The 14,122-nt window shown below is 40.0% G+C and carries 6 protein-coding genes and 1 pseudogene; all 7 read right to left on the bottom strand.

The annotated features are described in order from the left end of the window. Positions 1–323: 323 nt before the first annotated feature. The 7 genes and pseudogenes from CEV08_RS04250 to CEV08_RS04280 all read right to left on the bottom strand — a co-directional run bounded on the left by CEV08_RS04250 (position 324) and on the right by CEV08_RS04280 (position 14,062). A pseudogene (locus CEV08_RS04250) lies at positions 324–5,298 on the bottom strand (DEAD/DEAH box helicase). A gap of 425 nt (positions 5,299–5,723) precedes the next feature. Further along, positions 5,724–5,882: a hypothetical protein gene (locus CEV08_RS09510; protein WP_180753550.1), complete on the bottom strand. Its 159-nt coding sequence runs from the start codon at positions 5,880–5,882 to the stop codon at positions 5,724–5,726. A 1,979-nt stretch (positions 5,883–7,861) separates the two neighbouring features. Beyond that, entirely contained in the window at positions 7,862–9,844 is a 1,983-nt protein-coding gene (locus CEV08_RS04260; RefSeq protein ID WP_100130508.1) for a MacB family efflux pump subunit, read from the bottom strand. Positions 9,845–9,847: 3 nt separating this feature from the next. Further along, a complete protein-coding gene (locus CEV08_RS04265; protein ID WP_100130509.1) occupies positions 9,848–11,068 on the bottom strand; it encodes an efflux RND transporter periplasmic adaptor subunit in 1,221 nt (406 codons plus the stop codon). Then, positions 11,065–12,543 carry an efflux transporter outer membrane subunit gene (locus tag CEV08_RS04270; protein WP_100130510.1) on the bottom strand — a complete coding sequence of 493 codons (1,479 nt, stop codon included), beginning with the start codon at positions 12,541–12,543 and terminating at the stop codon, positions 11,065–11,067. The genes CEV08_RS04265 and CEV08_RS04270 overlap by 4 nt, the downstream gene beginning before the upstream one ends. 67 nt (positions 12,544–12,610) lie before the next feature. Continuing rightward, complete coding sequence (locus CEV08_RS04275; RefSeq protein WP_100130511.1) at positions 12,611–13,420, bottom strand: exodeoxyribonuclease III; 810 nt, start codon at positions 13,418–13,420, stop codon at positions 12,611–12,613. Positions 13,421–13,453: 33 nt separating this feature from the next. Continuing rightward, entirely contained in the window at positions 13,454–14,062 is a 609-nt protein-coding gene (locus CEV08_RS04280; RefSeq protein WP_100130512.1) for a LolA family protein, read from the bottom strand. Between the last annotated feature and the right edge of the window lie 60 nt (positions 14,063–14,122).

Raw genomic sequence — 14,122 nt, forward strand, 5'->3', positions numbered from 1 at the left:
AAGGCTCGACAAGCAAACCCTGCCCCCAAATATTCACCCCTGTCGCTAAAGCTCATGTATCAAAATTTTAGCGGCTTTATTGCGTAGGGTGTTTTATATTGATTGATAAAGATAAGTGTTTTTCATCTTGAATAACGTAAGATTCTCTCACTCTGTTGAATCCCATTTTCTTGCACATCTCAAGGAAAAAGAATTGTGTAGCGTAAAACGATACAAGAAAGACACGCCTCTTATGACCCATCTTAAATGCCAAGAGCTTATCGCAACACCCACGAACGAGCAAAATGTATGAGAGCTCCAGCGTGTTATGACTCGACACTTTTTTACCGCACAATAGATAACTTAACCTTTTCAGTTTCTCTCACGTCTAATTTTGGAAGGCTGCGCACAATTTTCATTGTTTCTAAACTGACCGTAATAACCCGTTGAAACAACTCCAGAGGATAGGCTGGATTACCCACTGTCTCAACGGCATAACGATTAGCATCATTAACAAGTCCACTCGCTTTATCCGTTTTGACAACCTGCCGCTCCATCACCCATTCAAGAGCAGATCGACCATTCACCACATACTCATAAGCTTCAAGAGGAATATTCTGCATCGTAATATGCGCATTATAAACCACGGTACTTTTATCAACAGCACCGCGTTTACCCGCAAATTTCATTGCTTGAACACGATAAAAACTCTCCGCATCAGAAATCATCCAAGTTTTTGGATCACCCTGTTTATAGGTCACAGAATAGGGTTCAACCTCCTCATAATTCATATGCAAATAACCCAATTCACGCCCCGCTGTCACAAAAGCCCAAAAGTCCTCTACTCTTTTGACCGTTGGGATTCGTGGTAATTCTTTAGACAGATTATGTGCATAACGCACACGGTAATCTTCAGAGTGCAAGATTCCATAGACATAATAAAACACATCATCCTTTGTAATTACTTCACCAGGATAAGCTGCTTTAAAATATGCCAACCCTTCATCGGTCAGTGCATCACGCCGCTGCAGACCAGATTTTTTACCTTCCTCTGCAAAATTTGCAAACAAATGGGACTGACTATCATCTTTCCCTTCTAAAGACTCAGCATTCTCATAAATATACCGTGGAAAACATTGTCCATTATCTATTGCATAGTAATCCGGTAAACTTTTAGTCATCAAGACAGAAAAACCGCTTCTTGCTCCAGTTCCTGTAATTTGTATACCCCTATTTTCAACTGCTTCCCCGATTGGAAAGATACGCGGCATTCGATAAACCATTTCATTAAAGATGCGATTATAATAGAGCCACTGTCGTGTAAAAGGACGATACAAACTCTGAACTATGCAATCACTTTCAAATTTGGAAATTTTTCCTCTAGCTAATTGTTGTTTGATAGCACGACTCCAACTAATTTTTTTAGCATCCGTGTTAACAAAATCATTTACAGAATTTGCACGGACTTTGCGGTCAGAATGTCCATACGCAACATTAAAACGCTGGACTTCACTATTATAAAAAGAAATCATATCGCTCATATTGCCCGCTAAAGCTTTACGACTTGAATTATAAGCCCAAGCATCACGACTGGTTACAATACCGCAAGAAAATTTTTCAAAGAGCTTTTTATCACTACCCTTCTTATCACCTAAGGCTAAAAATTTTTCAAAATCACTGTTGCGTTGATTCAGCCAATCGCCGTGCGCATCTGGTGTAATCATCTGCCAACCATGTTCACGCTTGATACCACCAACACTGCCCAATCGTTGAAGCTCACGGAGTTTCTCTTTTGTTGTGAGATTATCACCAATATCATGATAATAAATTTTACAAGGTCGCGTGGCATTTGGATTTTTGACAAACAAGGTCACAGCAATTCCTGTCATGCTTCCATTTCCGAAAACATTTTGCCCTTCTTGCGCACGCCCTTTGCTCAACATATTTTTGCGAATATCGCCCCGCAAATTAAGAACATAAATGTTTGAGAATTCTTCACTCAAACTTTTTCTAAGACCATCTATTGCTAATTTTTCAACATAACCCGAACCGGTTACAAAACCAATAACACCACTGCTCTTTATGCGATCAGTTGCCCAGCGAATGGCACGGATATAACTGTCATAAAGCGTTTTTACGTAGGTTGCTTTGGATTGAGCGGCATAAGTTTCACGAATGCGACGATCCAATTTAGGATAGTCAATATTTTGAGCATTGTCATTTTCGCTTTTTTTGCCCAAAAGAATAAGGGGGGTTACCAACGATAACACGAATATCCAGTTCCTTCTGGCATGACCTGCGGGTGCTATTGGCTATCAGCAAATCGCTTATCAGATCTTTATCTTGTTCATAAAGTTGGAATGTATCGGTCAAACAAATTCCTTCAAAGGGAACATAATCACCCCCCATCAGACCATGATAAGTTGTCTCAATATTAATGGCTGCGATGTAATAGGCTAAAAGCACGATTTCATTGGCATGAATTTCATGACAAAATTTGTGCTTCATTTCTTCTGGTTTGATCAAGCCTGATTGCAAAAGCCGTGTGATAAAAGTCCCCGTTCCAGTAAAGGGATCCATAATGTGCACACCCGATGAACCAAGCGTTTGCCCAAATTCACTTTGCAAGACATCATTGACGGAGTGCAGAATAAAGTCCACCATCTCAACGGGCGTATAAACAATACCTAGTTTTTCTACTGTTCGTGGAAAAGAATAACGAAAAAATTTATCGTAAAGCTCTACAATTAACCTCTGCTTTGCTTGTGGATCGGTAATGCCACTGGCGCGTAATTTTACACTGGCGTAAAATTTTTCAAGATCTTTGGATTCCTTATCAAGATTGGCTTCATCAAGCACATCAAGAATCCGTTGCATAGCACGCGAGACAAGGTTCTCACGCGTAAACTCATAGCCTTCAAACAAAACCTGAAAGATAGGACGCGTAATGATATGTTGTGCCAACATCTCAATCGCATCAGCTTCTGTAATCGTATCGTTTAAGTCATCACGCAATTCTGATAAAAACCGATCAAAAGCTTGACGCGCCTTAGTCTCTGGTTCCGCAAGAATACCTGTTAAGCGTGCAATATGGTTCTTAGCAATTTCCGCAATATTACTTGCCCAATCCTCCCAATAATCCCGTGTCCCACATTTTTTGACAATCTTTGCCATAATGGCACGCGAAAACTCATCCACAGAGAAAGAAAACTCTCCTTGCGGGTTCTCTGCAAAAAGGAAATCACACTCAGCACTTCCAATTCCCGAATGTGCAGGTTGTGAGCGAAAAGGAAGATTATCGACAACAGCTGTAACAGCTTGTAACTCAGTGCTTTGCGTCACCCCAATAATCTCAATCACATTGCTGATATCTTGCCCCAAGGATGCCTTATTAATCGTCGCATCAAAACGGTCATCATGTGCACGCAGAGCATTTAAAATTTGCCAAACAACCCGATATTTATCATTATTATTTAAAGCCTGTTCTGCTGGAATCCCAGAGGGAATACCTATTGGCAAAATGACATACCCCATCTTTTTGCCCTCAGAGCGACGCATCACCCGCCCAACCGCTTGCACAACATCAATCTGACTCTTGCGTGGATTTAAAAACATAATGGCATCAAGAGCTGGAACATCCACCCCCTCAGACAAACAACGCGCATTGGTCAAAATACGACAAACATCATCCCCACTCTCCGCTTTCAACCAATCAAGCAGTGCACTACGATCCTTCGCATTAAACTTGCCATCAACATGTTCAATTTCACACTTTAAAAAATTCTCGTTTTCCGCATTCCCTTGAGTATAATTTCCTTGAGTATACTCAAGATATTCCTCAACAACCGCTGAAAATTCACGATGAACCATTTTAGAACTTTCAATCGTTTTGCAAAACGCCAAAGCACGATGCATCGGATATGGATCAGCCCCAACATCAGCCTTCATATCTTGTTTGGTAAAAGCCTTATAACAGCCGATAATTTTTGTTGCATCATCAAGAATAAGCCCAGACTCGCGATCACTAAGGCGTTTTTGAACAGCGGAACTGACCAATTTTTCATCCATTGCTAAGACAATAACCTTATAGTCCGTTAAAAGGTTATTTTGTACAGCCCATGAAAAGCTCCGATAAAAAAGTGTTTTACCAAAAAGCTTTTCATCATCCATTGAAGCAAGGACAGCATTGACTTCAGAAGCTCGACTTTTTGCGTTATCACCAAAAATACGGGGTGTTGCTGTCATATAAAGGCGCTTTTTAGCACGAATGATATCGTTGGAATGCACCTTCACAAAATTGGATTCATCCTCGCCAACCAGTGTTGCGCCCGTTGTACGATGCGCTTCATCACAAATGATAAGATCAAATGTTGGAAAACCATGATTTTTCTGTGCATCCGCGATCACCTGAATAGATTGATAAGTTGCAAACACAACACTCATCTTATCTGCAACACTCTTGCCCGCCTGTTCTGCTAGTTTTGCTACATCAGTTGTCGCCGGAAAAGCAAGATCAAACACATCAATTTCAGCAACATCATCACTATTTTTACGACGCTTACCCACTTGTATGTCGGAACAGACAGCAAAAGAGCGCAATCCAATTTCTGCATCCGTTGTCCATTCACGCACCGTCTGTGACATCAAAGCCAAAGAGGGAACAAGAAATAAAACAAACTTCCCTTTACCGACTAAATCTTCAGCAATTTTAAGACTGGTAAATGTCTTACCGGTTCCACAAGCCATAATAAGCTTACCACGATCTGCTTGCACAAGCCCCGCACGCACAAAACGCAATACCTCCTGCTGATGGGGACGCAGCTTCTTTTTATCCCCCAAAACAATTTTGCCTTTAGCAGCAAAAGTCTCCCAACGAATTGGACTTTTTTGCAAATCGGAAAGATTAATCCGTGTAACAGGAATTTTTTGCCCCCGTATCATTGTTTCCGCATTATCAGTCCAAGCATTGATGGTACTGTCTATAATCACACGCCGCTTGAACGGCTCTTTACCGGATGCTGAGATAAAACTATCAATATCTGCTTTTTTTATTCGATATTCTGCATCATAAAATTTACATTGGATTGCCGCAAATCCCCCTTCATTACGAAGTTTTGCTACAAGATCAATGCCGGTATCACGACCATCCCAACCATTTTCATGCGCCCAGTCTTTAAAGGTTTGAACCTTTTCATAACACCCAGACTGGAGAGGATCATGTGTCAGATAAGCAAAAGCCAAACGCTCAAAATACGTGCCCTTATCCCGTTTTGTACGCGCTTCATCACGATAGGTCTGTAAAAGCGATTGTAGCGTCATGCTCTCTCCCCCAATTTTAAATACTTTCAATTATAGAATCTAGACAAATTCATAAATGCCTCTTGTTCTACCCAAAAGATTTAAAATACCTTAATTTTAAGACGTTCTTTCTATCCTTGGCGACATGATATGAGGAATCGCTTGATATCCCCCACCAAACCATATGATGTATTTCATGATGTTTGCCCTCTTATGGAAATAAAAAGAGTGTGTGATGATGTTAAAAATATTTTTTGCATTTTGTAAAAAGACAAAATAGAATGCGCGATAATTTTAGGATTTAGCTTAAGAAATGAGAGGGGGGAAATGGACACGATACCTGAAAACACACAAAATGCTAAGGAAGAAACTCTACACAAAAAACATCGCATTCTACAAAAAACAATGCGTATAATATTCGTCGGAAAATCCAAAATATTAATTTTTTACATCTTTCTTTTTCTTTTGCTCATTCGCAGACCGGTTCTTTCCGTATTAAACTTTTTCGCAGGAGCTTCAGCTTTATCGTTACTTTTTTTCTTTTTTGGAAGCATGATAGGATCAGAAATATTAGGCAAAGACGCCCCAATAATAATCATTGGCATGGTTATTTTTCTTTTCGGTAGCCTAACTGCTAGTTGGTTTTATGATGCTCTCTTACTCCGTCTCGCTCCTGCTAAATATGAGATTATGCTTTTTGATTAAATAGAGCTCTCTTCATTCACACATCACTCAAAATGAGAAGCCTTCCGCCTCTCAAACTTGTTTATCCCACTTACCAAAATCATGAAATGAAACCCGCATCTCATGAAAAAACAAACAAGTCTTGGTTTTTAAGATTACACCTCCCTACGAAACACCTAACAATATCTTTATCCCCAAAACTAAAACAGCTTGTTTATCCTTCATCTCCCAAGTTATGAGAGAGAGTAAAAAAGCGGTGTCTTAAATAAATATTCTAAAGAAAGATAAGTATCTCGCATGAAGAAACAAAAAATGGCGACATATCAGATTACGTTTTAAAACTTGAGTGCCATCATAATTTGTTTGCATAAAGCTTAAACACCTGCAATTTGCACTGATCCTTTACAAAACCACAAGAGATAAATCTTCATAACGTTTTTTCCGAAAATCTTTTAAAAAGGCTATACAAGAAAATCTTAAAACCACCCCACAAACTCAATAACAAATAAGCCAAATTTTGCAATCATATTTTTACCATAAGGCAACACCTTGATTAATAAAGATAAAAATCAAGCATCTTAAAATAAGAGTCTCGAATATCTTAGGTTCTCTCATATTAAATCCATGTATATTGAATACTTGCTTTCTCGTTACAAACGGGACGGGCTTGTAAATAAAACCATAAAGAAAGAACGAGAAATGCCTCTTAAGAGTTTCAAGTTTACACCCTTTTGATACTAAGGACTGCAACATTCTGAGGCAGTATATGACGATGCCTGTTTATTCCTGATCAAGCATAAAGATGGTGGGCTTCATGACTTTACCATGATACCCTTCACCAACATCATCGAAAAATGAATTAGAGTCCATTGAAAGACGTTTCCCCAAAACAAGCGCATGAATGTACAACAATATTCTGTTTGCAGTGTTCTGTTTCCTGCAAAAAGCGTCTCGCCCTAAAAAAACATGAGGCAATGTATATCATTCACGAGAATATGGAGGTTTGTTTCATTATTTTTGCAAACTTCTTTTAAGGGGTCTCTCTTTAAAAAGTTTAAGTTCAATATCGTCTGGTGCTCAACACAATAAAAATATATTGTAAAACCAATGTCCTGCGATACCGATACACAAAATAACAAATACAGTGATTAATATTCTCACCATCATAAGCCCATAGGTGTGTTCATCTCATCTTCCAGAGAAAGCTAGATCCTCATAGGCACCCATATTTTCGCTCCACACTTTCATAAAAACAAGTTACGCATACGAACACTCCTTCGACTGCTATAAAAAGTCAATGCCCCTCCTAATGCCATACAATTTGTGAAAAAAAGAACCAATCTACGAATAAACAAAAAGAAAAGTATAGAAATCAACATGCCTCATATATCAATTCGTTTTTTTAGAAAGGCGAGATTTAAGCTATTTTTGCTTTCAACTTTTTTGTTTGTTAGCAGATACATATTCCACTTCCCCTTCCTTTTTAGATTAAATCTTAAAAGTCATCGCGCACTCTATTTAGCTTTCTTTTTAAATCTCAAAAGACGAAATTTCTTAACTCAATTCAGTCATCAATAGTCTTAATTCTAGCAAATTCCACTTAGCTTTTCCCTTAACGGAATTACCCTATAAAAAAAGACAAGTAAGATTCAAGAATATTCATCACACATTCTCAAAACACTTAATTCCTCAAGGAGTCTTACAGATCTTAGATCAGCAACACCTCACATGAAGTATTATGCTAAAAAAACTTCATAAGTCTAATGGTATATCTCACTGAACGAACGAAGCTTTTTCTAAGAGAAAAGCAGCGGATAATCAAACTTTTGCCCATCCATATTTTGCTTCAAAAACGCTTATACCCAAGCAGATAGAACCACAAACATGCCTTAATGAGCACTTAATCACGCGAGAGTGCAACAACAGGATCAAGCCGTGAAGCTTGTCGCGCTGGCGAAAAGCCAAAACATATTCCAATGAGGGTGGAAAAAGTAAGCGATATAATAATTGAATCAAGTGTATAAATGAGATGTATCGGCGCCTTAAAAAGCAAAAATAATCCCCCAATAGAAAATCCCAAGAGGATTCCCAAGCCACCTCCAATCATACACACTAAAATTGCTTCAATGAGAAATTGTTGTAAAATATCACTTTGGCGTGCCCCAACAGCCATACGCACCCCAATTTCATTGATCCGCTCAGAAACCGTGACCAACATAATATTCATCACCCCAATCCCCCCTACAATCAGTGAAATCGCTGCAATTGAAGACACTAAAAGCGTTAGGATATGTGTGCTCTCCCTAATACGTTCACGGAAAAATTCTGAATTTCGAATGAAAAAATCTTCCCCACCATGACGCATAATGAGAAAACGCCTAACCATAGTCTCAGCAAGATGTGAATCAACCTCATCGGCAATTTTAACCATAATAGCACGAACCCGCGTTGTTCCAAGAAAACGCGTTTGCACGGTTGTATAGGGCAAATAAATCTGCAACGTATTTGAGTTACCTCCAGTATTTTTCGGATCAACCACCCCAACAATACGGGCAGGCACTTTTCCCACATGCACCACTTTTCCAAGTGGGCTCTCATGGCTATGAGGAAAAAGAATAGCAACAGCTTCCTTTTCAATGACGAGATCAACAGCGCGCTCACGCACACTTTCTTGATCAAACAACTGCCCTTCCACAGCCTTAAGCCCTTGTGTTTGGAAAAATTGTTCTCCCACCCCAGAAATCACAGCATTCACTTCAATAGAACCAAAACGAACGGTAGAATTCGCTGAAATCTGAGGTGTCACACCAGAAACATAGGGGAGATCAGAAAGGGCTTCTGCATCGGCTTCCACCAAACTCGTTATCTTCACTGCTTGTGGATCAGAAAAACTTTTCCCAGGGAAGATTGTCAAGGTATTGGAGCCCAAGCTTTTAAAATTTTCTAGTATTTTTTCCCGCGTTCCATTTCCCAAAGCCACCATGGCAATAATCGCTCCAATACCGATAATGACCCCGAGCATTGTTAAAAAAGTCCGCATCCGGTGTGCATTCATCGCCAACAAAGCCATCACAAACGTTTCACGAAAACGTTCAACAAAAGAACGAAAATACCCCAGTGTTTTTTGATCTTTTAGATTCCGTTGCTCCTGAAGAGGTTGAACATTCGTTTTTGTTTTTGCGCCTTTTGAAAGCTTATCAGCAATAATTTCCCCATCACTGATTTCGATAATACGATCTGCTCTTTTAGCCACCTGCATATCATGTGTTACGATAATAATAGTGCGCCCTTCTTGATGCAGCTCATCCAAAATACGCAAGACCTCTTGCCCACTATGTTTATCTAAAGCACCGGTTGGCTCATCAGCAAGAATAACCTCCGCATTATTCATCAATGCTCGCGCAATAGATACCCGTTGTTGCTGCCCTCCTGAAAGCTGATTAGGACGATGGTTGACTCTCTCTCCCATCCCTAAGCGTACTAACAAATCCTGAGCACGTTTTTTTCTCACATCCGGTGCATAGCCTGCATAAATAGCTGGAATTTCAACATTGCCAAGAGCCGTTAATTCATTCAACAAGTGATAGCGTTGAAAAATAAATCCAAAATGATTGCGCCGCAAAGCGGATAATTCATCAGCAGAAAGAGAATCTACTTCTTTTCCTGAAATCCAATAACGACCAGAACTTGGTCGATCAAGACAGCCTAAAATATTCATTAATGTGGACTTTCCAGAACCGGAAGCCCCTACAATCGCCACCATTTCACCACGTTTAATGGTTAGATTAATCTCTTTCAAAACAGTAACAAATGTTTCACCCGCAGGAAATTTGCGCACAATATTTTCTAAAACGAAAATAGCATCTGCTTTTTCTGTTTTCATAGCTTAATTCTCATCTTCACTGTGTTCATCAGGAATTTCTAGCATCACACCATCACGCGAACCAGTAATAACCACATCCCCCTCCTCAAGCCCTGAAACAATCTCTGCCATCACTTTGTTATTAAGCCCCACGGTCACTTGTTTTGACACCACTTTATTGCCCCCCACCAACAATGAAACCCATGCTTTGTGTTCTTTAGTTTCATCACGCAAAGCATCACTTGGAACCAATAAAACATTCCGAGCACGTCCTAAAATAATATGAACTTGAGCGGTCATATAAGTTCGCAAAAAGTTGTCTTTATTATCAACATGCACAATCCCATTATAATAAATCGCTGAAGGTGAGAGAGAGTTAGAACCTCCTGCGCCAGGGTTAATACTTACATCAGCACGAATGGATTCAGGAGCCGGATCAACCCTTTCTAAATTCCCTTTATAACGGCGGTTTGAATTTCCCAGTACCGTAAAATAAARAGGTTGCCCAACGCGAACTTTAAGAATATCAGCTTCCGAAATTTTCGCTTTGACTGTCATCTTTGATAAATCGCCTAAAATAACAATTGTAGGCACCGACTGAACAGCATTAACATTCTGTCCTTCTTCAACAACGGTTGCTAAAACCGTGCCCGCTGAAGGAGCAGTTATCCGTGTATAACTGAGATTAACCTCTGCGCTCTCCACATCAATTTGGGCTTGTACAATTTGCTGACGCAGTTGAGCAATTTGTGCTTCACGTATTTTCACTTGTGTTGCCGCATCATCAAGATTAGCTTTTGAAATTGCACGTGATTCGATCATCTTTTTTTGCCGTTCTAAATTTTTCTGTGCAAGAGAAAGATAAGCTTCTTGTTCTACTAAATTCGCATAATAACGCGATAATACTGCTTTTTTTCTCTTCAGATCATTTTCTTGATCTGTAGGATCAATTTCTGCCAATAGATCCCCTTCTTTGACAATACTACCCGGAAAAACATGCATGGAAACCACGCGCCCCGTAGCACGCGCCCCAACCGCCACCAACCGATAAGGACGCACAAGTCCAGAAGCCAAAACACTTTTCTCGATATCACCACGCTTCACCACAGCTGTCATATACACTGGTGTAGATGTTCCCAAAAAAACAGAACGCAGCCACAATAAAATGATAATGAAGAGAGAAATAAGAAAAAATGAAAGTTTTTTGCGTTTTGTAATGAAATTTTTGATGAAACTTTTTTTCATTGCCTTACCTTTGCAAGCGAATGGGGAACACCATCAACAACTTCTGGACGTGATACATCAACAACACCATCCCATCCACCCCCTAATGCTTTCATCAGAGCAATATATTGGGTAGCTAGAGCAATGCGGCTATCTTTAAGTGCCATTTGCGCAGAATAATAGGAACGATCAGCATTTAATAATTCAAGAAAACTGGTATTACCATTTTCAAAAAGACTTTGTGAAAGTTTTAAAGAATGCAAAAAAGCTTTATTTGCAACGACCAGCTTTTCAAGACGCTGATGTTCCTTTGTTAATCGCACGAGCGCGTTTTCAACATCTTCCAAAGCCCCCAACACAGCCGCCCGATAAGTAATAAAGGCCTGATCACGCTGTGCCCTTGCCATCGCAACAGAGGCTGCAATCTGTCCTCCATTAAAGAAGGGAAAACGAAGACCGGGGCCAAAAGACCAACCAATGGTTGAACTTTTCCATAATTGGTCCATTGCTGTTGCTGCTGTTGAAATATTCCCCGTTAATGTAAGCGACGGATAACGTTCTGCCTCACGTTGACCAATGCGCGCTGTGGCTTGTGCATATTGGCGCTCTGCCCGTCGTAAATCAGGACGCGTCAACAAAATATCTGCTGGAATTCCTGCTGGTATTGGCCATTGTGGTTGTGGAATTTTGACGTGTTTGGCATTTTTTTGCAAAAGATCCTTTAAAGCCGTAGGGACATGACCTGTTAAGACAGAAAGGCGATGCATACTCATGGCTACATTTGCTTCCATCTGAGAGATATCGGCTTCTGTATTAGCCATTTGCGCTTTTGCATTTGAAACATTAAGCTCTGAAACATCACCAGCTGTTAATTTAGCACGCATCAACTCATATGTTTTGCGTTGTGCCGCAGCAATTTGCCGTACAATCAACAATTTTTGTTGCCAACCGCGCATTTGAACATAATTTGTTGCCACCTCCCCTAACAATATAACCATCGTCGCACGCATATCTTCCACTGCCGCTTCAAGACCATACTGTGCGGCTTCAACACCTCGCTTATGCCCTCCAAAAAAATCAAGCTCCCAACTTGCATCAAATCCACTACGATATTGATTTAATGTATCAGATTGTCCAGATCCGCTACGGGTTCCTGAAATTGTGTTTGACGCACTTGGCAACAAAGATCCCACCGCTTGCCCTAAGCTTGCACGAGCCTCACGAACCCGAGCTTTGGCAACCGCAACATTATTATTTCCAGAAATTGCCTGATCCATTAACGCATTTAAAACCGGATCATTTAAACGCTGCCACCATCCTGCAAGGGCAATTGAATGCCCTGATATCTGTGTAGACTGCTGTCCCCATCGCGCTGGAACAGAAAAAGATGTTTTATGATAATTCGGACCAACCATACATCCCGACAAAAGAAAACACAGCAAAACACTAGAAAATAATCCGCGAGAAGCGCCCCTTTTGAGATTTTTTATATGCATCAAGTCTCCCGCATTTTTTCAGAATCATTATGTAATATTAATATTTTATTTACCTGTTATCTCAAAATTAACGTGAAAAATCAAATACAGTTTGCACAGGAATATGATCTGAAGGACGTTCCCACCCGCGCGCATCACGAAAAGTTGAAAGATTCGCCATAAAAGGCGCTAAATCTTGAGAGGACCAAACATGATCAAGCCGCCGCCCATAATCCGTAAGAGCCCAATCGCGAGCACGATAACTCCACCATGTGTAAAGTTTAGCAGGAACAGGAATATGCAACCGCATAAGATCAACCCATCCACCTTGACAGCGCAAATTTTGTAAACGCTTAGTTTCAATGGGTGTATGGCTTACAACCTTCAACAGTTGCTGATGGGACCAGACATCTTCTGCTAAAGGAGCAATATTCAAATCACCTAGCAAGAGAGAAGACACCCCCTTTTCCTGATCGGCGCGAAAACAAGACATTTCTTCCAAAAAATCAAGCTTATAACGAAATTTTTCATTCACCAAAGCGTCAGGAATATCACCTCCAGCAGGAACATAAAAATTATGAATCCGCAAGCTTCTCCCATAGGCTTCCACAATCACTGAGATATAGCGACAATCTTGGTTTTGACAAAAGAAACGCTTGTTCACCTTTTTAAAAGGCAAACGAGAAACAATCGCCACCCCGTTATAAGATTTTTGTCCATTCAGTGCGATATACTTATATCCTGCTGCTTCAAAAGCCTCCACTGGAAATAAAGCATCAGGACATTTTGTTTCTTGTAGACACAAAACATCGGCAGGAAAGAGTTGCAAATACTGAAAAACCTGTGCAAGGCGCAAACGAATAGAATTAATATTCCAAGTCGTAATACGAAAAAACATCTATTTCAATCCCAATGATATGACCCTATTATTTTATTTTTTCGAAGGAAGTGTAAACATTCCTTGAGCAAAACGAACGCCTGTTTGCACATTCATAATCTGCACTGTTGTTTCCAAGTTTTGTTGGTCAACAATTGTCCACTGCCGCAAAGCAGATCCTTTAGAATCAAACACCATCCTTATTTGCCCTGCCCCAATTGTTTTATCACGCAGAACAAGCGTTACGGCGCCTGGATCTTCGCGAAATGCCAACAAACGCCCAGATGATACGTCAATTTTATCAGCCAATAAAAACTTCATTGGCGTTTGCGAAAGTTGTGAAAAGTTCCAAGTATTTAAAGCCCGATTGTTAATGCCCACGAATTGACCATCTGCAATGATTTGTAAAGGCATTTTCTTGTAAATAAAGCGAATTTTTCCTGGACGCTCAAGATAAAATGTTCCTTGAGACATTTTCCCCTTCGGACTAAATTGAATAAAGTCACCTGTCATTGTTTTGATTGCCGCAAAGTGGTTGGCAATATTTTGCGCTTTTGCCACCTTATTAGATGCTTGTGAAAAAGCAGGAAAAGTTAAACACCCAAAAATAAGAAACCCCACAAACCCAAAGACTCTTCTTTGCGGTAAAAAAGATTTTTTCATAAAAAATGCTCCCAAACAATATTCAATTGACTTTATCATTTATAATTAAGCCACCCATAG

This window comes from Bartonella tribocorum (assembly GCF_002778015.1).
In the GTDB taxonomy this organism is placed as follows: domain Bacteria; phylum Pseudomonadota; class Alphaproteobacteria; order Rhizobiales; family Rhizobiaceae; genus Bartonella; species Bartonella tribocorum_B.